The 23,147-nt window shown below is 71.7% G+C and carries 20 protein-coding genes and 1 pseudogene; 10 read left to right on the top strand and 11 right to left on the bottom strand.

Features of this window, described 5'->3' with window-relative positions:
* Position 1: 1 nt before the first annotated feature.
* The 4 genes from ACFXPL_RS13715 to ACFXPL_RS13730 form a co-directional block, all read right to left on the bottom strand.
* Positions 2 to 1,030 (bottom strand): ABC transporter permease, encoded by a 1,029-nt coding sequence (locus ACFXPL_RS13715; RefSeq protein WP_384917492.1) that lies wholly within the window; start codon positions 1,028 to 1,030, stop codon positions 2 to 4.
* Positions 1,031 to 1,109: 79 nt separating this feature from the next.
* Positions 1,110 to 2,681 carry an ABC transporter substrate-binding protein gene (locus tag ACFXPL_RS13720; RefSeq protein ID WP_384917495.1) on the bottom strand — a complete coding sequence of 524 codons (1,572 nt, stop codon included), beginning with the start codon at positions 2,679 to 2,681 and terminating at the stop codon, positions 1,110 to 1,112.
* Positions 2,682 to 3,149: 468 nt separating this feature from the next.
* Positions 3,150 to 4,094 (bottom strand): DsbA family protein, encoded by a 945-nt coding sequence (locus ACFXPL_RS13725; protein WP_384917498.1) that lies wholly within the window; start codon positions 4,092 to 4,094, stop codon positions 3,150 to 3,152.
* Positions 4,091 to 4,525, bottom strand: coding sequence for an RrF2 family transcriptional regulator (locus tag ACFXPL_RS13730; protein WP_384917501.1), 435 nt, complete (start codon positions 4,523 to 4,525; stop codon positions 4,091 to 4,093). Before ACFXPL_RS13730 ends, ACFXPL_RS13725 begins: the two co-directional genes overlap by 4 nt.
* 150 nt (positions 4,526 to 4,675) lie before the next feature.
* Between ACFXPL_RS13730 and ACFXPL_RS13735 the strand changes: the two genes are divergently transcribed.
* The gene (locus ACFXPL_RS13735; RefSeq protein ID WP_384917504.1) at positions 4,676 to 5,182 is read left to right on the top strand and encodes a cupin domain-containing protein; all 507 of its coding nucleotides are present in this window, start codon (positions 4,676 to 4,678) and stop codon (positions 5,180 to 5,182) included.
* A 40-nt stretch (positions 5,183 to 5,222) separates the two neighbouring features.
* Here ACFXPL_RS13735 and ACFXPL_RS13740 read toward each other — a convergent pair whose 3' ends face one another.
* Positions 5,223 to 5,762: a hypothetical protein gene (locus tag ACFXPL_RS13740; protein WP_384917508.1), complete on the bottom strand. Its 540-nt coding sequence runs from the start codon at positions 5,760 to 5,762 to the stop codon at positions 5,223 to 5,225.
* 215 nt (positions 5,763 to 5,977) lie between these two features.
* Here ACFXPL_RS13740 and ACFXPL_RS13745 point away from each other — a divergent pair, with 215 nt between their 5' ends.
* The gene (locus tag ACFXPL_RS13745) at positions 5,978 to 7,765 is read left to right on the top strand and encodes an RICIN domain-containing protein (protein WP_384917511.1); all 1,788 of its coding nucleotides are present in this window, start codon (positions 5,978 to 5,980) and stop codon (positions 7,763 to 7,765) included.
* A gap of 123 nt (positions 7,766 to 7,888) precedes the next feature.
* Here ACFXPL_RS13745 and ACFXPL_RS13750 read toward each other — a convergent pair whose 3' ends face one another.
* The 4 genes from ACFXPL_RS13750 to ACFXPL_RS13765 all read right to left on the bottom strand — a co-directional run bounded on the left by ACFXPL_RS13750 (position 7,889) and on the right by ACFXPL_RS13765 (position 13,193).
* A complete protein-coding gene (locus tag ACFXPL_RS13750) occupies positions 7,889 to 9,709 on the bottom strand; it encodes a glycoside hydrolase family 2 protein (RefSeq protein WP_384917514.1) in 1,821 nt (606 codons plus the stop codon).
* Positions 9,710 to 9,943: 234 nt separating this feature from the next.
* Entirely contained in the window at positions 9,944 to 10,843 is a 900-nt protein-coding gene (locus ACFXPL_RS13755; protein ID WP_384917517.1) for a carbohydrate ABC transporter permease, read from the bottom strand.
* A gap of 2 nt (positions 10,844 to 10,845) precedes the next feature.
* Positions 10,846 to 11,796, bottom strand: a complete 951-nt coding sequence (locus ACFXPL_RS13760) for a carbohydrate ABC transporter permease (protein WP_384917520.1) — start codon at positions 11,794 to 11,796, stop codon at positions 10,846 to 10,848.
* 23 nt (positions 11,797 to 11,819) lie between these two features.
* The gene (locus ACFXPL_RS13765) at positions 11,820 to 13,193 is read right to left on the bottom strand and encodes an extracellular solute-binding protein (protein ID WP_384917522.1); all 1,374 of its coding nucleotides are present in this window, start codon (positions 13,191 to 13,193) and stop codon (positions 11,820 to 11,822) included.
* Positions 13,194 to 13,474: 281 nt separating this feature from the next.
* Here ACFXPL_RS13765 and ACFXPL_RS13770 point away from each other — a divergent pair, with 281 nt between their 5' ends.
* From ACFXPL_RS13770 to ACFXPL_RS13780, 3 genes are all read left to right on the top strand, one after another.
* Positions 13,475 to 14,527 carry a LacI family DNA-binding transcriptional regulator gene (locus tag ACFXPL_RS13770; protein WP_384917525.1) on the top strand — a complete coding sequence of 351 codons (1,053 nt, stop codon included), beginning with the start codon at positions 13,475 to 13,477 and terminating at the stop codon, positions 14,525 to 14,527.
* Positions 14,528 to 14,733: 206 nt separating this feature from the next.
* Positions 14,734 to 15,513: an SDR family NAD(P)-dependent oxidoreductase gene (locus ACFXPL_RS13775; RefSeq protein WP_384917528.1), complete on the top strand. Its 780-nt coding sequence runs from the start codon at positions 14,734 to 14,736 to the stop codon at positions 15,511 to 15,513.
* Between the two features lie 535 nt (positions 15,514 to 16,048).
* A complete protein-coding gene (locus tag ACFXPL_RS13780) occupies positions 16,049 to 16,438 on the top strand; it encodes a VOC family protein (RefSeq protein WP_384917531.1) in 390 nt (129 codons plus the stop codon).
* Positions 16,439 to 16,507: 69 nt separating this feature from the next.
* On the opposite strand, the gene ACFXPL_RS13785 is transcribed toward ACFXPL_RS13780, so the two are convergent.
* On the bottom strand, positions 16,508 to 17,512 hold the full coding sequence (locus ACFXPL_RS13785) for an Lrp/AsnC family transcriptional regulator (protein ID WP_384917534.1): 1,005 nt from the start codon (positions 17,510 to 17,512) through the stop codon (positions 16,508 to 16,510).
* Between the two features lie 367 nt (positions 17,513 to 17,879).
* On the opposite strand from ACFXPL_RS13785, the pseudogene ACFXPL_RS13790 reads away from it, so the two are divergent.
* From ACFXPL_RS13790 to ACFXPL_RS13810, 5 genes and pseudogenes are all read left to right on the top strand, one after another.
* A pseudogene (locus ACFXPL_RS13790) lies at positions 17,880 to 18,101 on the top strand (MFS transporter); the annotation flags it as partial.
* Positions 18,102 to 18,213: 112 nt separating this feature from the next.
* A complete protein-coding gene (locus ACFXPL_RS13795; RefSeq protein ID WP_384917537.1) occupies positions 18,214 to 19,548 on the top strand; it encodes an aminomethyl transferase family protein in 1,335 nt (444 codons plus the stop codon).
* A gap of 135 nt (positions 19,549 to 19,683) precedes the next feature.
* Complete coding sequence (locus ACFXPL_RS13800; protein ID WP_384917540.1) at positions 19,684 to 20,556, top strand: methylenetetrahydrofolate reductase; 873 nt, start codon at positions 19,684 to 19,686, stop codon at positions 20,554 to 20,556.
* A 119-nt stretch (positions 20,557 to 20,675) separates the two neighbouring features.
* Entirely contained in the window at positions 20,676 to 20,915 is a 240-nt protein-coding gene (locus tag ACFXPL_RS13805) for a hypothetical protein (RefSeq protein WP_384917543.1), read from the top strand.
* A 99-nt stretch (positions 20,916 to 21,014) separates the two neighbouring features.
* Complete coding sequence (locus ACFXPL_RS13810; RefSeq protein WP_384917545.1) at positions 21,015 to 21,572, top strand: pyridoxamine 5'-phosphate oxidase family protein; 558 nt, start codon at positions 21,015 to 21,017, stop codon at positions 21,570 to 21,572.
* 363 nt (positions 21,573 to 21,935) lie between these two features.
* Here ACFXPL_RS13810 and ACFXPL_RS13815 read toward each other — a convergent pair whose 3' ends face one another.
* A complete protein-coding gene (locus ACFXPL_RS13815) occupies positions 21,936 to 23,069 on the bottom strand; it encodes an epoxide hydrolase family protein (protein ID WP_384917548.1) in 1,134 nt (377 codons plus the stop codon).
* Between the last annotated feature and the right edge of the window lie 78 nt (positions 23,070 to 23,147).

Below are 23,147 nucleotides of genomic sequence, written 5' to 3' on the forward strand. Positions count from 1 at the left end.
GTCACACCCCCCGCTGGGCGGCCGGAGTCACGCGGGCCAGCACCAGGTTGACGATCAGGTTGAAGGTGACGACCAGGACGATCGACACCACGAGGACGCCCTGCACCGCGGGCACGTCCCCGGCCTGGGCGGAGTCGTTGGCGAACCGGCCGAAGCCCTGCAGGCCGAAGATCCACTCCGTGACGACGGAGGCGCCCACCAGCGACGGGAACTTGAGGCCGAGCGTGGCGAGCGCCGGCCCGAGGCCGTTGCGCAGGACATGTCCGAAGAAGATCCGCCGCGGCCCGAGTCCCCGTACCACCGCACCTGTCACGTAGTTCTCGCCGTACGCCGCGATGAGGCTGGTACGGAGCTGGCGGGCGACGTCGGCGATGACGTCGAAGCTCAGCGCGAGCGCGGGGAGTGTGATGTGCGCGAGCCACGGGCCGATCCCCTGCTCGGCGGGGACGTAACCGGCCGAGGGGAACAGGCCGAGTCCGACCGCGAAGACCGTGACCAGCACGATCCCGACGACGAAGGCCGGCATCACCGAGATCACGGTGACGAACCCCGTGATCGCGCGGTCGAGGGGCGTGGTGCGCCGGACCGCGGCCACCGTGCCGAGGACGAAGCCGGCCAGCACCCCGATGATCAGGGCGAGGACGGCGACCGAGAGGCTCACCCCCAGGCCGAGGCCGATGAGCGTGGAGATGTCGGCCCCGTTGACCCAGCTGACGCCGAGCTGTCCGTGCAGGACATCGGTGAACCAGTGCCAGTACTGGGTCAGGAAGGGCTTGTCGAGACCCCACTGGGCCTCGATCCGCCCGATCGCCTCGGGGGTCGCCTGCTCGCCGAGCTGGATCCGCGCCGGGCTGAGCCCGCTCAGCGACCGGAGCGCGAACGTCACGAAGGTCGCGACCAGGAACACCGGTACGAAGATCGCGACCGACCGGGCGAGGACGCCCAGGACCCGGCCCGGCGCGTGCCGCGCCCTGGTCGCGGCGACCCCGCGGCGGCGTGCTGGGGTGACCGCGGGTGCGGTGGTCGTCATGGGGCTGCCTCCTCTCTGGAGTGGATGGATGCTCCGGCTCCGGCTCCGGAGTGGACGGATGCTCCGGAGCAGGTGGATGTCAGTTCCCGGACAGGGTCACGCCGGTCCAGTCGATGTGGGCCGGGTTCTTCGGCAGGCCGGAGACCGATGTGCTCTTGGCGAAGAGGTTCGGCGAGGAGTACGTGAACACCAGCGCCTTGCTCCCGAGGCCCGCCCGGGTCGCCGCCCGCAGGACCTCCGGGTAGTCCGGCGCGTCCAGCGGGGTCCGGCGGACCTTCGCGACGGCCGCCTCGAAGCCGTCCGGCTCGTACGGGGTGCTGAGGTTGAGCGGGCCGTTGGGACCGAAGTGCGCGGTCAGGGTCTGTACGGCGGAGTCACGGCCCGTGGTCGAGTACAGGGAGAAGGTCAGGTCCTTGGCGAAGAACGGGGTGGCCCAGTTCTTGTCGACCTTGATCGTGACCTTGATGCCGACCGCGGCCAACTGTGACTGGACGATCTCCGCCTGGGGATCCTCCGCCGGGATGACCAGGTCGAGCTTGATGTCGCCGGCCCGGTGCCCCGCTTCGGCGAGGAGCTCCTTCGACTTCGCCGGGTCGTACGGGTAGGAGTCGGCGGCCTCCGGGTCGTAGGCCACGTACCCCTTCGGGAACGGCTGGTCGGTCGTCTCCCCGTGCCCGAAGGTCAGTTTGTCGACGAACTCCTGGCGGTTGATCGCGTGCCGGACGGCGTCGACGACCCTGCCGTCCTTGAACGGTGCCTTGTTGACGTTGAGGCTGATGTTCGAGGCGTTGAAGCCGGGCTGGACGAAGACGTCGAGCCCGGCCTTCTTCGCGGCGTCCGCCTGGCTCGGTTCGATGTCCGCGAAGTTGTAGACGCCGGTCTGCAGCCCGGAGACGACCGTCGACGCGTCCGGGGCCGAGATCAGCTCGACGTTGTCGATGTGGATGTTCTTCGCGTCCCAGTAGTCCGGATTCTTCTTCAGGACGGCCTTGGTGCCCGGTATCAGCTGCTGGACGATGAACGGGCCGGCGCCGACGGGGTTCTGGTCCAGCTTCTCCGGGGCCGCGGCCGCCTTGGGGCTGGAGATCTGGAGCACGCGCTCACCGAGCAACTGCGGGATCTGGTAGTCGACCTGGGTGAGGTGGAGAACCGCGTCCAGTCCGTCGGCGTCCACCGACTTGATCGAGGTCAGGTCGCCGAAGAGCGCGGAGTTCTTCTGCTTCTGCGCCCGCTCGATCGCGGTCTTGACGGCGGTGGCGTCGACCGGCTCCCCGTCGCTGAACTTCAGGCCGGGGCGCAGGTGGAAGGTGATCCGGTCGCCCTCGGCGTTGTACTCCCAGCTCCTGGCGAGGTCGGGAACCGCCTTTCCCTGCTCATCGGTACGGGTCAACGAGGAGTAGACCAGGGCGAGTTGACGGAACTGCGCACCGCTGCCCGAGACCACCGGGTCCCAGTGGGCCGGGAAGTACGAGGAAGCCCACTTCAGTGTCGCGGCGCCGGTCGCGGAGGAGGCGTCGCCGCCGCAGCCGCTCAGGGCGGGGGCCAGGAGGGCGACGAGGGCGGTTCCGAGGGCTCCGGCCCGCAGGCCGCCGGCTTTCCGGGCGGGCCGGACCCGGCCGTCGGAGCGGCGGATCGTGGTTCGTGTGGGCATCTCATTCTTTCTGTGGCGGGTCCCGGCCCGAAGCAGGCACGCGGGATCGGGGGACGGGGACAGATCTGGACGAATCCACGCGAACCATCGGCGCAGGGCCGCACGGACGGGCCACCGGAGGTGGTGGAGCGCCGACGGCACCGCTCCGGGCGACGAGGAACGGTGGTCCCGCGAGGCGGACCGGGCGGTACGGGGACGGCGCGCGGCGGAACCCGGAGGGGGAGGCGGAGACGTGGAGGGGGAGGTGGAGGCGCGGGTGCGGGCGAGGGCCCGGCGGAACGCCGGTGCCGCGGGCGGAGGTCAGGCGGCGCCTGAGGGCCGGGGGCGGCGGGCGGTGGTCAGCGACAGAGTGCGCTGGAGGTGCGCCGCAGGTCCACGTAGCGGCACACCACACCGGGGTGCGTCGTGAGCATGCTCCACATCCTGGGGCCGACCGTCAGAGACTGTCAATGGACACCAATTGGTGTCTCATTCGGTGGAACGGGCCGCGGCCTCGGGGCCCGAACCCCGCGAGGGGCCGCGGCGGGTGGCCGGATGCGCCGCGGCTTCCCGGGGATGCAGCCACAGCGGGCCGTTCCCGGTGTCCACCCGGACGGCGCGCGGCGGCGGCCAGGCCCCCCGCGCCAGCCAACGCCGTTCGGGTTCGGTCAGACTCCGGTAACGCTCCAGCGCCTGGGCCGGGGAGAGCGGTTCGGCGGCCCTCACCAGCCCCGGGCACACGGCGTCGACGGCCGTCGCGTACTCCTCGAAGGAGCGCAGACCGGGTACGGCGCGGTACCCCGGGGGAGACCGGACCAGCAGTGTGGGCAGCGCGTAGCGGTACCCGCCGTCGGCGGTCTCCTTGGCCGCGCCGGGATGCGGCGATCCGCCGCGCACGGACCGTACTTCGGGGACCGGACGGCGCGCCTCCGCACGGTCGGCTCGTACCCCTTCCAGCACGTCGGCACCGGCGGCGTCGGCCGCCAGCCGCGCCGGGTCGAGGTCCGGCACCCCGCGCGCCGCGGACAGCGCCAGCGCGGTGGTGTCCGCCGGTTCGCCGCGTACGAAGACGGTCTCCCGCAGTCGCCGCAGCACCCGCTCGGCCACGTCGGGGCCTTGGCGCTCGGCGGCCTTCGCGACGAGCGAGGAGGGCCAGGAGCTGGCCGCCACGCGGCTCAGCCGGACCGCGCGCGGGGCCAGGGTGTGCGTGGTGACCTCCTCCACGTACCGCGCGTACCAGGCCGTCTCGGCCACCGGGTCGGGCGCCGGGTCGTCGTCGTGGTCGAAGAGGACGGCGTACGCCCGTCGCCAGCGGACCCGGCCGGCCAGCGCCTCCCGCAGTTGGCGGAGGACCGGCTCCGACCCCCAGGACCAGGGGCACAGGGGGTCGGTGTACTCCACCACCTCCACCGCAGGCTCCGGGGCGCGGGTCACGCGGCGCCGATCCTGGGGCGCTGCCCGGCCTCACCGGCGGGCAGCAGCGAGGCGAGGGCCAGCCCGCCCAGAACGGCCGCCGCATCCGCCTCGACCTGCCGCCACACGCGGGGCAGGGCCGCCGCGGGACCCGGGTAGTCCAGCCCGGCCAGCGACTCACCGCGCAGGGTGATCACTTCGCCGTCGACGGCGCGCACGACGTCCAGAAGGGTGATCTCCTCGGCGGGCCTGCCGAGCCAGTACCCGCCCTCGCAGCCGCGCTGGCTGCGCACCAGACCGGCCTTGCGCAACTCGCCCACCACGGACTTCAGGAACCGGAACGGAATCTCCTGCGAGGAGGCGATGGCCTCGCAGGTGAGCGGACGGCCGGCTTCACGGGCGAGCTCCAGGAGAGCCCGCGTGGCGTAGTCCGCCTTCGCGGAGATATGCATGCGCCCATCATGCCCGGACAGCCGGTCGGGGGCGAGGAGTTCCGGCGGGCCGCCGACACCTCCCCCGGTTCGTTGCGGGAACATTGCCGCAGGTGAAGCCTAAAAGACACCTCTTGACATCCTTTTTGCCACCGCTCTAGCGTCCGTGCCATGAGCGAGCCGTTGACGACGACCCCGGGTGAAGGTTTCCACCCGCATCTCCCCGACGCCCCGGGCCACGCGGCATCGTTGCGTACCCGTCTGCACCACATCCGCGCGGACTCCCTGGACGGCGACACGGCACAGACCGGCGGCATGCGCCGGTTCGCCGCCATCAGCGGCAGGACCGTCGGCTCCGAGAAGCTGTGGATGGGCCAGACCCTGGTGGCCCCCGCGACCTCCTCCTCCGACCACCATCACGGCGCGTCCGAGACCGCCATCTACGTGGTCGGCGGCCACCCCGAGTTCGTGTTCCTGGACGACTCGGGTGACGAGCCCCAGGAGGTACGTCTGCGCACCTCACCCGGTGACTACGTCTTCGTCCCGCCGTTCGTGCCGCACCGCGAGGAGAACCCCGACCCCACCGAGGAGGCCGTGGTGGTCATCGCGCGCAGCACCCAGGAGGCGGTGGTGGTCAACCTGCCCCGGCTGTACGCGCTTCCGGCCGAGGAAGCCTGACGGTCCGAGCCCGCCGGCGGCGCGTCGCGCGGGCACGGGGTCACCCCGGAGCGTCCGACAACTCCTCGTACAGCCCTCGCAGGGCCACGTGATCGTCGTCGGTACCGGTGTGCGGGGCGGCGAACCAGCCCGCGTACTCGACGATCCCGGAGAGCCGCCGGTCGAGCGCGAACAGCTCGGCCATCGCCGGGTCGGGGCGCAAGCGGTCGCCCGCGCCGGCGGCGAGCAGTTCCGCGTCGGCCGTGCGAGCCCGTAGCTCATCGGCGAACCCCGGGCCGACCCGCGGAGCCCAGTGCCGCAGGCCCTCCGGTGGTGCGGCGCCGTGCGGCGCGGCCGGCACGGCGTCCACCTCGCGCACGTGCCCGGGTCGGGCCGCCTCCGCCTCCGTCGGGGACCGCCCCTCCCACCACGGGGTCACGCCGGGCACACCGGCCCCGGTGTCTACGGTGAACCGCCCGGACGGTGCGGGCAGTGGCGCGCACACCACGCCAAGACCGGCGAGCGACAGTGCGGAGGCTCCGGCGTAGGCGGCCTCCAGCGACGCCGCGGTGTGCCGGGGCGCCAAATGGTCCGGCGTCACGAACAGACGGGCCCCTTCACGGGGATTTCGCCGCGAAGCAGCACCAAGGCGCCGGTATCGCACGGGCGTTCCGAGGTCCGGGTTCCCGGCGCGCCGAGGGCGTCACGGCCATTTGTACATCGATGTAAGAAGGTTGGCGCACGTCTGTGTACATCGATGTACACGCGGCTCTAATCTGACGCTCGCAACCAGTGCACCCCCCAGGAAGGAGCTCCGTGTTCCGTCTCCGCCATCCCCGCCCCCAGAGGCCCGGCGACCCCCTCTCGCTCGGCCTGTCCCCCACCTCCGCTCCCCCGGCGCACCCCCGTACCGAGGGCCGGCTCCCCCTGCGAAGAGCCCGGGCCGTACTGCTGGGGCTCGCCGGGGCCCTGAGCCTCGCCCTGCTCGTACCCGTCTCCCCCGCCCTCGCCGCGGGTACCGCGGGTCCGGGTACGGGTGCGGCGGCCACCGCGGCGCCGGACGCCGTCCCCGCCGCCACGGGTTCGACGCTGCGCAACGGAACCGGGCTGTACCCCCGGGCCATCCGGCTGGCGCACAACGGCGCCGCGAACGGACGCGTCCTCGCGAGTGTCACCACCTTCGACGGCAACAACGGCATCGGCGCCATCCACGAGAGCACCGACAACGGCTCGGTCTTCCGTGAGGTGGGCAGGATCGCCGATCCTGAATCGTCCGCGGGCCAGGGCCAGTGCTGCGGCACCCTGTTCGAACTCCCACGGCAGGTCGGCGCGTTGCCCGCCGGCACCCTCCTGTGGTCGGCGTCCGCCGGGCAGGACGAGTCCAACCGCCGCATGTCCCTGCGCGTCTGGCGCAGCAACGACGTGGGCCGCACCTGGTCCTACCTGTCGTCCTGCGCCACCGCGAGCGGGACGGGCGGGCTGTGGGAGCCGGAGTTCTCCGTGGCGGCCGACGGAGCGCTCGTCTGCCACTACGCCGACGAGACCGACGCCGGACACAGCCAGAAGCTGACCGCCTCCCGCAGCTACGACGGGGTCAACTGGCAGGACCGCCGCGACACGGTGGCGAGCACCTGGCAGCCCGACCGTCCCGGGATGCCGATGGTGCGCAGGCTGCCGAACGGCACGTACTTCATGAGTTACGAGATCTGCAACCCCGGCGGCCAGTACCAGTGCGTGGTGCACTACCGGACCTCGGCGGACGGCTGGAACTGGGGGGATCCGGCCTCGCTCGGGTTCCGCCCCGAGACGGTCGACGGCAAGTACTTCCGGGCCGCGCCGACCGTCGCCTGGGCGCCCGCGCCGGACGGCGGACCGAACGGGCGGCTGCTGCTGATCGGGCAGCAACTGCTCAACCGCGACGGCACCCCTGCGGCGGACAGCGGACGCACGATCCTCGCCAACACGGAGAACGGCACCGGTCCCTGGTACGAGATCGAGGCACCGGTGCGGGTGGCGAACCCGACCGCGAACTACTGCCAGAACTACAGCTCGCCGCTGCTCCCCTCGGCCGACGGGCGGCAGGTCCTTGAGATCGCCACCGACTGGGACGGCACCGTCTGCAAGCCCTACTACGCCACCGGCGGGATCACCGGCAGCGGTGACGCGGCCGGCGTGGCGGACGGCGCCCTGTACCGGCTCGTGAACGCCAACAGCGGGCACTGCCTGGACGTGGCCGGGGACTCCCGGCTGCCGGGCGGCAACGTACAGCAGTGGACGTGCAACGGCCTCGGCCCGCAGCAGTGGACCCTGCGTGCCCGTGGCGGCGACCAGTTCACCCTCACCGGCCGCAACAGCGGGTACTGCCTGGACGTGAAGGACGGCTCGCAGACACCGGGCGCCGATGTGCGTCAGTGGTACTGCAACGGCGCGGCGGCGCAGGACTGGCGGCTGGAGAACGCCGGCCGCGGCTCCTACCGGCTCGTCGCCCGGTCCAGCGGGCAGTGTCTGGACGTGGCCGAGGGCTCGCGCGCCCCGGGCGCCGATGTGCGGCAGTGGACGTGCAACGGCCTCCAGCCCCAGCTCTGGCACCTCCAGCGGGTCTGACGGACCCGCGCCCGAGCGCGCGGTGACAACGGCACAACGCCTCCCCGGCATCGGCCGGGGAGGCGTTGGTGTGCGGGGAGGCTCCGGTGCGCGGCGGGGCGTCGGTGTGCCGCGAGGTGCCCCCTACGCGGGGTCCTGCTCCTCGATGGCCGCCGGACGGATCTGCGCGGCGCGGATCCGCTCGATGTCCAGCTTGGTGCCGCGGTCGAAACGGTAGACGCCGTTGCGTTCCTGGAACACGTCGGTCAGTTGGGTGTAGCAGTAGCCGAACATGGCGGGGTCGTCCAGCAGGACGCCCGTGAGCCCCTCGAACCGCGCGTGGAACTCCTCCTCGTCGCGCACCCGTTCACCGTAGCCCCAGGACTCCGTCCGGTTCTCGCCGGAGTACGCGGCGGCAGCGGCGGGGTCCCACCAGATGCCGCCGAACTCGCTGACGAAGTAGGGCTGGCCCGCGTACGGCACGGACCACGTGGCGCCCTTCTCGTGGGTGTTGACGTACGGCTCGTCCTTGGCCAGGCCGGACATCTGGCGCTGGAAGGCGGCCGGGTCCTGCTCGTAGCTGTGCGAGTCGTAGATGTCGGTCTCGATGACCCGGTGCGCGTATCCGGACGTGTCGAGGACCGGCCTGGTCGTGTCCATGGCCTTGGTGGCCAGGAACATCGCCCGGGTCACGGCGTCGAGTTGGGTGATGCGGTCGTGCAGCTTCTGGTACGTCTCGTTGAGCGGGCACCACCCGATGATCGAGGGGTGCGAGTAGTCGCGTTCCAGCGCCTCCAGCCACTGGGCGGTGTAGGAGGCGTCCGGCTGCTGGTTGTCGCCCGACGAACCGCCGGTCTCGCAGCCCCAGTCGCCGAACTCCCCCCAGACCAGGTAGCCGAGGCGGTCCGCGTGGTAGAGGAAGCGCTCCTCGAACACCTTCTGGTGCAGCCGTGCCCCGTTGAAGCCGGCCTCCATCGCGATCTCGATGTCCTGGACCAGCGCCGCGTCGGTCGGTGCGGTCATCAGGCCGTCCGGGTACCAGCCCTGGTCGAGCACGAGCCGCTGGAAGACGGGCCGCCCGTTGAGCGTGACGGCCTTGCCCCGGATCCCCACCGCCCGCAGGCCCGCGTAGCTCTCCGCGCTGTCGATCACCTCGTCCGCCGGGTCGAGGAGTTCGATCCGCAGGTCGTACAGGTGCGGATCCTCCGGGCCCCACACGCGGAGCCGCTCCTCGGGTACCGGGAGGTACAGGCGCGGTGCCAGGTCGAGGTCGGCGCGCGCCTCCGCGCGGCAGACCTCGCCGTCGGAGTCGGTGAGGACGGCGCGCACCCGGTGGCCGGGACGGTTGCCGGAGAGCGGCAGTTCCAGGTGGAACGCCGATCCCGCCAGATCGGGCGTGATGCGCGGACGCCTCAGGTGGACGTCGGGTACGGGCTCCAGCCACACGGTCTGCCAGATGCCGGTGACCCGGGTGTAGTTGCAGTCGTGGTTGGCGTACTGCACGGCCTGCTTGCCCCGGGCCTGCGGGCCGGACCGCGCGTCGCGGGCGCGGACGGTGAGAGTGACCTCGCCGGAGCCCGCGAGGTCACCGAGGTCGGCGGTGAACGGGGTGAACCCGCCCCGGTGGCGGGCCACTTCGGTGCCGTTGGCCCACACGGTGGTGTCGTGGTCGACGGCGCCGAAGTGCAGCAGCACCCGGCGTCCGGCCCATGCGGACGGCAGGGTGAGCACCCGCCGGTACCACACGGCCTCCAGGAAATCGGTGTCGCCGATGCCGGACAGCTCCGACTCGGGCGGGAAGGGGACAAGGATCTCGCCGGTCAGGGCGCGGTCCAGCAGGCCTCGCTCCAGGCCGCTGTCCCCTCGGTCGGTCTCGAACTGCCAGGTGCCGTTGAGGTTGAGCCAGTCGTCGCGGACGAACTGCGGCCGCGGGTACTCCGGGCGCGGTACGGAGGGAGTGGGCACACATGCTCCAGTCGGTGTGTGGGCGGGCGCGGTGCGGTCACCGAACCCACAATGTACATCGATGTAAATACGTCGCGGACCCATCTGCGGACCCATCTGCGGACGGATCGGCGGACGGATCGGCGGACGGATCGGCGGACTGACCCGCGGGCCGATCGTGGGACGAGGAACGCGAGGGCGGCGAAAGGCCCGCGGTCCCGGCCCGGAGGCCGGGAGCACGGGTGAGCGGCCGGGTCAGGTGCCGCCGAGACCCGTGGTGGCCACCGACTTGATGATGCGGCGCTGGAAGAGCAGGAACATGACGATCAGCGGCAGCGAGGCGAGCAGCGCGGACGCCATGGACTGCGCGTACAGGATACCGAAGGAGTCCTTGACGGTGGCCAGGCCCACCGGAAGGGTCATGAGGCCGGGGTCGTTGGTGACGATGAACGGCCACATGAAGTTGTTCCAGGCACCGATGAACACGAAGATCGAGACGGCGGCCACGATGGGCCGGGACAGCGGCAGGACGATCGACAGGAAGACCCTGCCTTCGGACGCGCCGTCGATCCGGGCCGCGTCCTCCAGGTCCCGGGGCAGGCCCTCGAAGAACCGCTTGAGGATGAACACCATCATCGGAGCGACCACTTGGGGCAGGATGACCGCCGCGTACGTGTCCACCAGGTTGAACAGGAGCATCTGCTCGAAGAGCGGGACGACGAGCAACTGCGGCGGCACCATGATCGCGGCGACGGTGACGGCCAGGAGGACCCGGCGGCCCCGGAACGTACCGCGTGCGAAGCCGTAGGCGGCGAGCGTGGAGACCACCACGGTGATCAGCGTGACCAGGCCGGCCACCAGAAAACTGTTGAAGGCCCAGGTCAGTACGTTCCCGCGGTCCAGGATCTGCTGGTACGACTCCAGCGTGAAGGCGCCCTTGAGCGGGGACAGGCCCGGCTTCGACACGTCCTGCTCGCTCTGGAGCGAGGTGGCGACCGCCCAGACCAGCGGCAGCAGCCAGACGGTCGCCAGGACGGCCAGCGCGGTTCCGGCCAGTACGCGCGGCAGCCGCCCCGGGCCGAGGAGCATCGGCGAGCCGCCGGCCTCGCGGGGGGTGCGGCGCCGCGGGCGCACAGGAGTTGCGGTAGCGGACACGGTCAGTCCTCCTGGCGGAAGAAGCGGAGCTGCGCGACGGAGATGACGATCACCAGCGCGAAGAAGATGTAGGAGATGGCCGAGGCGTAGCCCAGCCGGTAGCCGGTGAACCCGACGTCGTAGACGTACTCCAGGATGGGACGGGTGGTGCCGTTCGGGCCGCCCTTGGTGAGGATGTAGATCTGGTCGAAGACCTTGAGCGAGGCCAGGACCTGGAGCATGGCCACCAGCGCCGTGGTCCTGCGCAGTTGCGGCAGGGTGACGGACCACAGCCGCCGCCAGGCGCCCGCGCCGTCGAGCGCGGCGGCCTCGTCGAGGGTCTCCGGCAGGGCCTGGAGCGCTGCCAGGTAGAGCAGGAAGTTGAAGCCGACCGTCCACCAGACGGTGAGGGCGGCGATGGACCACATGGCGACCGACTCGTCGGAGAGCCAGCCGACGGGCTCCATGCCGAGCGTGCCGAGCAGTTGGTTCCCGAAGCCGATGTCCGGCTGGTACAGCCACGCCCAGATGAGGGTCACCACGGTGACGGGCAGCAGGTAGGGCGCGAAGAACGCCAGGCGCCACGCCCACTGGCCGGCCAGGCCGCTGTGTACCAGCAGCGCCATCGCGAGTGCGACGAGCACCAGGGGAACGCACGAGATGAGGGTGAAGACGAGCGTGTTGCCCAGGCTGCTCCAGACGTCCGGGTCGCCGAACGCCTCGGCGTAGTTGGCGAACCCGACGAAGGCGGTGTCACGCAGCGCGAGCGAGCTGTCGGTGAAGCTCATCCAGACGCCGTGGCCGACGGGCCAGACCAGGAAGACCGCGAAGAGCACCAGGAAGGGCAGGACGAAGAGCAGGCCGTCGCTCCGGCCGGCGGTGTTCTTGCTCCGGAAGGGGAGCCGGCGGCCGGGGGTGGTGGGCGGTGGCGTGCCGGTGGGCACGTCGGTACCGGTGGGTACGGTGGTTGTCACGTCAGTAGCTCCTTGTGCTCCGGTCAGGCCACCGGGTTGGGCTGCTGAAGCAGCGCGTCCGCCTCGCGGACCATCTGCCGCACCGCCTTCTCGGCCGAGGTGTTACCGAGCAGCGCCGCCTGGAGCGGCTGGCACATGCGGTTCTGGAAGTTCGAGGCCGCCCCCGCGAACCAGTTCGGCGGGTCGAGCACCGCCACCTTGCCCGCCTCCGCGTAGGACGACTGGGGGCGCAGCTTCGCGTACTCGGGACGGGCCAGTACGGGCTGGTACGCGGGGATGTGCCCGGCGCTCGCCCAGGTGAGGCTCTGCTTGAGCATCTGCGCGACGTACCGGTGTGCCTCGCGCCGCCGCGCGGGGTCGGGGTCGGCCTGATGCGGCAGGACGAAGCTGTGGGAGTCGGTGTAGACCGCGGGGTGTTCGAAGACCTGCGGGAAGGGTGCGGCCCCCAGGCGGATGTCCGACTTGCGCAGGGCCGGCAGCTCCCACTCGCCGAGCATGACCATACCGCCGCGGCCGTCCAGGAACGCGGCCATCGCACCGTAGTAGTCGAGGTTGTTGGGATTGGTCCTGCCGTCGAAGAGCCGCTGCATGAACGTCACGACCCGGACGGCGGCGTCCACGTCGATCTCGGCCGGGCCGCCCTCGGGCAGGTTGAACTCCGCGCCCGTCTGGGCGTAGAAGGCGGCGAACTGCCGCCAGCACTGCGCGGTGTCGGTGACATGGCCGAAGAGGATGCCCGAGCCGCCGGTGGCCTTCGCGAGGGCCTTCCCCGCGTCCAGCAGGGCCTCGGGGGAGCCCATCGGGGCGAGTTCGCCCGAGGGGTCGAGGAGGCCCGCCTTGTCCGCGGCGTCCCGGTCGTAGAAGACGATGAAGGGGTGGACGTCCAGCGGGATCGCGTACACCGTCCCCTCGTACTGCGTCCGCTTCCAGACGGCCGGGGTGAAGTCGGCCTCGCCGCAGCCGAATTCGGCGAGCAGATCGAGGTCGAAGGCGTCCAGCAGGCCACCGGGGGCGTATCCGGCCAGCCGGGAGAGGTGGAGGACGGCCACGTCGGACGCCCGGCCTCCGGCGGCCGACATGGCGAGCTTGGTGTAGTAGGACGGGCCCCAGTCCAGGATGGTGCGGTCGACGGCGAAGCCGTCGCGTGCGGTGGAGACGGCCTTGATCATGTCGTTCATCAGGATGCCGTCACCGCCCTGGAAGAGGTCCCAGACCTTGAGGGCCGAGGCATCGGAGGACGCGGCCGGCGCGGCACAGCCGGCCAGCGTGCCGGAGGCGAGCAGCGCGGCGCCGGCCCCGGCCATGCCGTAGCGCAGCACCCCGCGGCGGCTCACGCCCGCCGTCGGCGGAGGCGTGAACGCGGGCCGCGGCCCGGGGGCAGGTGGAGAAGAACTCATCACGGACCTTTCGACGGCCGGTCGACCATGCCGGTTGACGGCGGCCACCGGCAAGGGCAACCGGTGGCGGCCCACCGCTGCAACGGGTGGGCACCGCTCCGGCGACCGGCGCGATGCCATGTTTTTACATCGATGTACAACGACTGTAAAGAGGTGCGACACTGCTTGCTGTACGGGCTTGCGCACGACAGGAAGGCCAGGCAGCAGCGGATGCCGCCGGGACGATCACGTCCCGCCACGGCATAGACTCGGCCGTGCGCGAGCGGCAGGGGGAGATGGCGGTGGCACGACCCAGGATCAAGGACGTCGCACGACACGCGGGCGTGTCGGAGAAGACCGTCTCGAACGTGATCAACGACTACGTCCACGTGTCCGACCGGACCCGGCGCGTGGTCCGTGAGGCCATCGACCACCTCGGCTACCGGGTGAACCTGGCGGGCCGCCATCTGCGCACCGGGCGCAGCGGTGTCATCGCCCTGGTCGTACCGGAACTGGACGTCCCGTACTTCGCCGAACTCGCCCGGCACGTCATCCGCGCGGCCGAGGAGTGCTCGCTGACCGTGCTGGTCCACCAGTCCGGCGGGGACCGCCGGCACGAACTGGCGGCGCTGTCGGGGTTCGGCTCCGACTTCGTCGACGGCATCATCCTCAGTCCGCTCGCCCTCACCTCGGACGACCTGCGCGACAACGCCGGGGCGCCGCCGACGGTCCTGCTGGGCGAGCTGCTGGAGGAGGGGGCGGACCATGTGGCGATCGACAACGAACAGGCCGCGCGCGAAGCCACCGAGCACCTGATCGCCCGCGGGCACCGCGCCATCCTGGTCATCGGCGGCCGGGACGAGCCTGGACTGGGAACCGCCGAGGCGCGCACCCGGGGCTACCGGGCGGCCCTGTCGGCCGCGGGCATCGCCTACGACGCGGCGGCGCTGCTGCCCGTGGAGGCGTTCCGGATGCCCGACGGGGCCGCCGCGGTGACCCGGGCCCTCGGCGGCGGCACCCGCCCCGACGCGCTGCTGTGCCTCAACGACCAGCTCGCCCTGGGGGCGTTGCGCGCACTGCACGAACACGGCGTACGGGTACCCGAGGACATCGCCGTGATGGGCTTCGACGACGTGGAGGGCGGGCGGTACAGCGTACCGACGCTGAGCACCGTGGCCCCCGACAAGGGAGCGGTGGCGAAGGCCGCCGTACAACTGCTGCGCCACCGCATCGCCGAGGCGAACCTGCCGCAGGACCGGGCGGACGCGTCGGCGCCCGCCCCGCTGTCCCCCCAGGACCGTGTCGTGGCGCACCGTCTCGTCCTGCGGGAGAGCACCGAGGGCGCCGCGCCCTGATCCGGCCTCCGGCCGTGCCCCGGTACCGGTCCGGGGGCCGGATCTTCCGGCTCGCGACGTATCCGGGCACCCCGCCGACCGTTCGTAAATCACTCGCTTGACTTAGATCCGGAGGCCGGGATTCACTGTGCCGACGTCGAGGTGGTGGCCTCTCCATCACGGGTCACGGCCGATCGGCCGTGAGGCGAGGAAACGGAGTACGCGGCATGGGTGATTTCGCGGAGCGGTACGGGCCGGTGGCGGTCGTCACCGGGGCGTCCTCGGGGATAGGCCGTTCGTTCGCCACTCAACTGGCCGGCCGCGGACTCGACGTCGTGCTCGTCGCCCGCCGCCACGACCGGCTGCGCGTGCTCGCCGAGGAACTGCGGGACACCCATGGCGTCTCGGCCTCGGTGCTGCCGGCCGATCTGGCGGACCCCTCCGCGACGGGGGAGATCCTGGACGCGGTGGCGTCCCTGGATGTCGGCCTGCTGGTGAGCAACGCCGGCTTCGGAGTGAAGGGGACGTTCGGGGAGGGCGACGCCGAAGCCCTCTCCTCGATGCTCATGGTCAACTGCCAGGCGCCGACCCAGCTCGCGCACGGCCTCGCTCCTCGGCTGAGGCGACGCGGTCGCGGTGGCATCCTCTTCACCAGCTCGGTCGAAGGACTGATGGGGTGCCCGTACTCGGCCGGCTACTCAGCCACCAAGGCCTACGTGAACGCCCTCGGTGAGGCGCTGTGGGCCGAACTCGCCCCGGCTGGTGTGGACGTGCTGACCCTCTGCCCCGGCGCGACCGACACCGAGGCACCGCGCCTCCAGGGCATCGATCCCACCACCCTTCAGGACCTGATGTCACCGTACGATGTCGCCCACGCGGCGCTGGAGCACCTGCGCGACGGCCCCACGTACATCCCCAGCGCGCATTACCGCGACCTCTTCGGCACATTGCTCGCCATGCCGCGCGGCGATGCCCTGACCGCGATGGCCCGCTCGATGGGGAGATGAGCGGACGCGGGCTCCGCGACGTGGCGGACGGTTCGCCGGCTCCGCGGGGGACGGGGTCCACGTTCCAGGGCGGCGTGCCGATGCCCAGCAGCGCGAGGAAGGCGGAGGCCGCGGGGGACGGGGTGAACCGGCTCCGGACAAGGCGCTCCACCCGTACCGGCCGTTGGAGACCGGCACGCTCCGCAGGCCGGGCAGTCCGGCGGAGCACGTCGCGGGCAGCAGGGCGACGCCCAGTCGTGGCGGACCATCCGGGCCACGAGTTCGACGCGGGACACCTCGAAGGCGACCTCGCGGCGCAGACCGGCCGCCGCGAACGCCTCGTCCGACTGTGCGCGGGCGGCGCTGCCGTTGGACCGATGGACGCGCCTTCGACGATGCTGAAGCCGACGGCGGACCACGGCGGCCGGCGACGGACCACGGCAGTGAGCGGCGGTCGGCGACGGCCTGCCACCGCCCCGGACGGGCAGGGCCCGGGGCCGCCGTCCCCGTCGTACCACCACCGGCGCCCCGGCGCCCCGACTCCTCGGAGACCCCCGTGCGCGTGATCGCCTTCGACCACCTCGTCCTGAACGTCGCCGACATCGAGCGCTCGCTCGCCTTCTACACCGGCCCGCTGGGGCTGGAACCGGTGCGGGTGGAGCGGTGGCGGGCCGGCCAGGCCCCCTTCCCGTCCGTACGGGTGAGCCCCACCACCGTCATCGACCTCGTCGAGGCGCCCGGCGGGCGGTCGGAGAGCGCCAACGTCGACCACATCTGCCTGGTGGTGGAGCCGCTCGACTGGCAGCAGGTCATCGACTCCGGCGTCTTCACGGTGCTGGACGGACCCGGTGAGCGCTTCGGCGCCCGGGGCACCGCGGTCTCCGTCTACGTGCGGGACCCGGACGGCAACACCGTGGAACTGCGCTGGTACCCGCGGGACGCCTGAGGATCCGCACGGCGAGGACGGAGCCACGCCGTCGCCTCCGCGACACCGGGGCGGTGGAGCGAGTCGCGGCTACGCGGGCCCGTTCCCGGAAGGGACGAGACGGCCGTGGGAGATGAGGGAGGCGGCCTGCTTGAGGCGGTGGGTGCGGATGCTGACCCCGTAGGCGTCCACGCCGGGAGTGGCGGCGAGGCGGGTGGTCAAGTAGCGGTAGAGGTCCTCGGCGTCGCGGCAGACGACGATGGCCATCACGTTGTGGTCGCCGCTGATGGCTCCGGTGAACGCGACCTCGTCGTGCCGGGCGATCTCGTCCCCCGCACGCTCCAGGTGGGCGGGGGCGACGCGCAGCCACAGGGTGGCGGTGAGGTGATGACCGAGGCGTTCGGGCAGCAGGTCGATGTCGTACGAGAGGGCCCCGGACGCCTCCAGGGACTCCAGCCGACGGGCGATGCGGCCCGTGGACCAGCCGGTGAGTTCGGCGAGCCGCGTGTGCGTGGTGCGGCCGTCCTCGGCGAGGGCGTCGAGGAGCGGCGCGTCCTCGGCGGTGGGGGTCAGGAGAGGGCCGGCCGGGGCGGGCGACGGACCGCCGCCGGTCAGCAGGTGTCTCTGTGCGGTGGTGAGGTGTCCGCCGTAGCCGGTCCAGCCCGCTGTGTCCGCGCTGCCGAAGGGGTGGATGAGCAGATCGATGCTCACGTCGAGTACGGAGGCGGACTTGGGCAGTTGTCGCAGCAGCATGTCCTCGCGCCGGGTGTCGAGCGGTGCCCGGACGATGCAGATGATCTCCGAGCCGCCGGAGGCGATGCTGGCGTAGGTGATGTCGGGGCGCCGGGCGAGGGTGTCGGCGAGCGGGCCGACCCGGTCGGGACGGCAGCGGATACGGGCGACCCACTGCGCCGCTCCGCGCACGGCGGGATCGACCAGGCCCACCACACGCATCACACCGCTGCGGCGCAGGGCGTGATAGCGGCGGGCCGCGGTCTGTTCCGACACGCCGCTCACATCGCCGATGAGCCGGAACGGGGCGCGGGGCGCGCACTGCAGGGCGCGGAGGATATGCGTGTCCACACTGTCGATCACGGGTGAAGTCTGCCATGTGGCGGCACCGCGGTAGGGGTTTCTCCTCAATGTGAGCCGTCGATGTGTTGATCCTGCGCGGGATCACCGATGCTGGACCGCGGGTTCGTCCGGGGAGACGTCCGAAGGGGCGTCCCGCCATACGCGTCCGAAGGGGCGTACGGCGGACAGGGCGGGACGTACCGCCGGCCTTCAGCGGCGGGACGGTGCCGTCCACGGCCGCCGCGGCCCGTGGGCGGGTCGTACCGGACCCCGATCGAGAACCCGACCGAACATCAATCGCGGCGCCGTCGCGCCGCAAGGGAGTACTCGCGTGAACGTCACACCGTCGGCGAGCGGGCCGAACGACCGGCGGGCGGCCACGCTCGTCATGGCCTGCCTGGGCGTATTCGTCGCCTACTTGCCGGTGACCACCGTCGCCGTGAGCCTGCCGGCCATCCAGGCGGCACTGGGCGCTTCGACATCCGAACTGGCCTGGGTGCAGAGCGCGTTCGTCCTTCCCATGGCCGCGTTCATCCTGACCGCCGGAGTGTTCGGTGAGGTCCACGGGCGCAAAAGGGTGTTCCAGGCGGGCCTGTTGCTCTCCGCCGCATGACGACGTCGAAGGGCCCGCGCCGGCCGCCGTATCGGCGGGCAGGCGGGCCGACCGGAAAACACACCTGTGCCGCGCCGCGCGGGCAGGCGAAACCGAAAGGGACTCACCCGTGACAGCACCCAGTCTCCAGGACGGCATCGACCGGGCGGGCTCGCCCGTGAAGCTGCTGTGGAAGCGCGACCCCGCTCCCTGGGTTCCCGAGGTCATCGAGCCCGAGTACGCGGGCTGGCGGCAGGAACAGGCCGCGTGGCACACCGGTGTGGCGCTCTCGGACCTGTCCCACCACATGTCCGACACGCGCGTCGAGGGGCCCGACGCCACCCGTCTGCTGGCGGCGGTGAGCGCGAACGACTACGAGAGGTTCGCGGTCGGCCAGGCCAAGCAGTTCGTGCCCGTGGCGCCGGACGGCAACATCGTCACGGACGGCATCCTGATGCGCGACGCGGAGCACACGTACACGCTCAGCGGCGTCCCCGCCGCGCAGAACTGGGTCACTTACCACGCCCGGCAGGGCGGGTACGACGTCACGTTCGTCACCGACCCCTCCTCGGCGTTCCGGGGCGGGAGGGACCCGATGCTCTTCCGCTACCAGGTGCAGGGGCCGTTGGCGGGTGCCTTCACGGAGGAGGTCTTCGGCGGTCCGGTGCCGCCGACGAAGTTCTTCCACTCCTCCCCCGTGTCACTGGGCTCGACGCGCTTCCGCGCGCTGCGTCACGGCATGGCGGGCCGGCCCGGCTTCGAGTTCGTCGGCCCGTGGCGGCACGCGAAGGCGGTGAAGGACACGCTGATGACCGTCGGCGCCCGGTTCGGCCTCGTCCACGTCGGCGCGCTCGCCTACCCCACCGCCAGTGTGGAGAGCGGCTGGATCGCGACACCGACCCCGGCCGTCTACGCGGCCCCGGACCTGGCCGACTACCGCGATTCCCTGCCCCTGTACGGGGTCGAGGGGCAGAAGCCGCTGCACGGAAGCTTCTTCTCCGAGAACATCGAGGACTTCTACTGCTCGCCCTACGAACTGGGCTACGCCAAGGCGATCTCCTTCGACCACGACTTCATCGGCCGGGACGCCCTCCGCGCGGCCAGGGACAGCGTCCGGCGTACGAAGGTCACCCTCGTCCTGGACGCCGGGGATCTCCGTCAAACCCTCGGTCAGGAGCCGGGGTTCGTGCACACCTACGCCCGCAACCGGGTGGAGGCCGGTACCGCACTGGCGGGCGTGACCTTCCAGTCGGACTCCCTCGACCGGGCCGGTACGGTCCTCTCCCTGGCCCTGGTCGACCACGCGTACGCCGCGCCGGGGACCGAGGTGTCGGTGGTGTGGGGCGACCATCCGGGGCCGGGCACCGACCCGGACGCCCACCTCGGCTTCCCCCGTATCCGCGCCACCGTCCACCCCGCGCCCTACGACGACCACGCACGGACGCGGTACCGGCGCGACGCCTGAGCGCCCCGTGCCGGCATCCCGCCCGACAGCGGTTCCCGCGGCGCCGGCCCGACGGCCGCGCGCGGGGACGGCGCGCCCATGCCTCGTCCCCGGCGGCGCTCCGTGCCCAGGGGGACCGCGCGAACAAGGAGCACCATGGATTCCCCCTCCGCGTCCTCTGCCTCGGCCGTCGTCCGGCTTCTGGAGGACTTCTCCCTGGAGATGACGGGCAAGGACGTCCCCCAGCTCGAAGAGGCCCGCGACCTCATTCCGGCCGGCACCCGGATCAACGTCACCTTCCTCGGCAACGAGGCGCCCGGCACACGGCCGGCCGCGGCCCGCGCCGTCCGGCGGCACGGATACACCCCCGTCCCGCACCTGTCGGCGCGCCGCCTGCGTTCCCGCTCCGAACTGGAGGAACTCCTCACCGCGCTCCGCTCCGCCGGCGCCGCCGACCACGTCTTCGTCGTCGGCGGCGACCCCACCACACCGCACGGCCCCTACGACGACTCCCTCGCGCTCATCCGGTCCGGGCTCCTCCAGGAGTACGGCGTGCGGCACGTCGGCATCAGCGGCTACCCCGAAGGGCACCCCGCCATCGCGGGCCCGCTGCTCTGGTCGGCGATCGAGGACAAGACGGCGGCCCTGGCGCGACACGGGCTGTCCGGCGACATCATCACCCAGTTCGGCTTCGACGTCGCGCCGGTCCTGACCTGGGTCGAAGCCGTACGCGCCCGGGGCATCGCCGTACCGATACGCGTCGGGGTCCCCGGCCCGGCCGGAATCAAACGGCTGATGACGTACGCCACGCGTTTCGGCGTCGGCACGAGCGCGTCCATCGCGAAGAAATACGGATTCTCGATCACCAACCTGATGGGCACCGCGGGCCCGGACCGCTTCGTCCGCGCCCTGGCCGACAGCTACGACCCGTACCGCCACGGTGTGCTCAAGCTGCACTTCTACACTTTCGGCGGGATCAGGGCCACGTCCCGGTGGGTCACCGATTTCCGTACCCAGGAAGGAAACTGACGTGACGTCCTGGCGACCGATCCGGGCGACGCGCCCTCGTCGGCAGCAATGGCCCGTGCCGGCGGGCCGGTCCAGTTGACTTCTGGTCTGTCCGTCCACACCCCACCAGGAGTCCGACTGTGAAAACCTTCGCCCGCGCCCTGACCGTGGCCGCTCTCGCCGCGGCAGGCTCCATCTCCCTGACCGGCCCGGTACAGGCATCCGCACCATCGCAGGCAGCGGCCCCCGCCCGGCAGCCCGTCGCACTTCAGGACGACGGTGGCCATGCGGCGGCCAACACGTCGATGAACTTCGAGGAGTTCGGCAAGAAGGGTGCCTACGACCACGCCAGGGAATGGAACGACGACGCCGGTCAGTGACCGCGCCGTTGTCCCGTGTGCAAAAACACGGACGGGCCTGTGCGATGACTTCCGCGCGGGCGGCCGGTCGTCATGGGGGAAGAGGGAAGGAGATCCGCCATGCCGACAGACGGCCCCGTACAACAACCCACGACCGACCTCGACGCCCGCTACAGCTCCGCGCTCAATCCCCGCCCGGGTGCCGCGGATGTCACCGCCGTCGAATGGGCCGAGGCCCAGCGGCAGATGGAAGCCGCCGAGATCTTCTGGGTGTCCACGGTGCGGCCCGACGGCCGGCCGCACGTCACCCCCGTGATCGCCGCCTGGCACAACGGGGTGCTGTACTTCTCCACCGGCCCGGGAGAACAGAAGGCGCGCAACCTCGCCCATGACGGACACTGCGCGTTGACCACCGGGAGGAACGCGCTCACCGAAGGACTCGACATCGTGGTCGAGGGCACGGCGGAGCGGGTTGCCGCGCCGGCCGTGCTGGACGAGGTGATCGCGGCGTACGAGGCGAAGTACGGGCCGCACATCACCTCGCCCGAGGGCACCTTCCACGGGATCGGGGACGCCTTCCGGCGAGGGGACGCGGTGGTGTTCGCGGTGGCCCCGGTCACGGCGTACGGCTTCGGCCGGGACGACGGGGTCTACACCCATACGCGGTGGGCGTTCTGAGCGAGCGTGCTCGGGGGCCGCGGCTCCGCCGGTGCGAACGGATCCGCGGCCGTGCCGAACGCCAGGGGTGAGGGTGCGACCGGACAGCGCCCTCACCCCGTACGTACGTTTCCTGGATGCCGGCCCTACTTCCGCGACGGACAAGGGCGTTCAGCGTGCACATGGACACGCGCGCCCTGCCTGCCCAACAGGACGAGAAGTTCTGCCGCCGCACCGTCGTCCTCGTCCGCCGGTCTGCGCCTCACGGGGTGCGCTTGGACGCCGAGTCGCGCGCAGCGCCCCGGCCGGTACGCCGTGGAGGCGCCCGCCGAAGTTCAGGACGGGTTGGCACCGAGGCTCAAGAACCCTCCCCCGTCCGGGTGTTCACCGGTGCGCGCGGAAGAACGCGGTGAGGTCGTGTGCGAGGAGCCCGGGTTCCTCGTGGGCGGCGAAGTGTCCGCCACGGGGCATGCGGGTGTACCTGGTGATGCGGTACGTGCGCTCGGCCCAACTCCGGGGCGGCTGCGCGAGGTCGGCCGGGAACAGGGCGACGGCGGTGGGGACGTCCACGCGCTCGACCCTTCTCGTCAGCCCCTGGGCGTATTCGTAGTAAGGCCGGAAGGAGGTCGAGAGGGAGTGGGTGAACCAGTAGAGCGACGCCTGCGTGAGGAGGAAGTCGTCGCTGAACCGGGACGACAGGTCGCCCCCGCAGTCGCTCCACGCCCGGTACTTCTCGACGATCCAGGCGAGCAGCCCGGCCGGTGAGTCGGCCAGCCCGTAGCTCAGTGTGAGAGGGCGGGTGCTCTGCTGGTGCAGGTAACCGCCCTCTTGCGCGGACCATCCCGCGACGGAATCGAGGTACTCCTGCTCCTCGGGGGTGACACCGGCCGCGTCGTGGGCGGCCGGGCCGGCGATCGCCATCAGGTGGATGCCCACCACTGCCTCGGGGTGGGCTTCGCCGAGCCGGGAGGTGATGCCGGCCCCCAGGTCGCTCCCGTGCGCCGCGTACCGCTCGAAGCCGAGTTCGTCGTGCATGAGGCGGTGCCAGATCTCATGGGTCTGCGGTGGGTCCGCGAGCGAGGGCCGCTGAGGTGAGAAGGCGAATCCGGGCAGCGAGGGGACGATGACGGTGAACGCGTCGGCGGCGTCGCCCCCGTACCGCGACGGCGTGGCCAGCCGGCGGGCCAGGGTGGTCAGTTCGAGGAAGGAGCTGGGCCACCCGTTGGTCAGGACGATCGGCAGGGCGCCAGGGTGTTCACCGTCGAAGCGGAGGTAGTGGACGAGGGTTCCGTCGATGTCCGCGAGGTGGGACGGCAGGGCGTTGATGGCGGCTTCGTGGGCACGCCAGTCGTAGTCGGAGGCCCAGTGGGTGACGAGGCGTCGCAGTTCGCCGGGGTCGGTGCCGGCGTCCCATCCGCCGACGGGCCACGGGGCCGGCCAGCGCGTGCGCAGCAGCCGTGAGCGCAGCTCGTCCAGTTCGGCCTGGGCGACCTCGATCATGGGCGGGTGGTGGGTCATGGGGGTCTCCAGGGTTTCCGTTCTCACAGGGCAGCGGTGCGACGGCGGGTATCGTCCTGGAGATCATCGCTGCGGCCC

It is taken from the genome of Streptomyces sp. NPDC059092 (assembly GCF_042756365.1).
Lineage (GTDB): Bacteria > Actinomycetota > Actinomycetes > Streptomycetales > Streptomycetaceae > Streptomyces.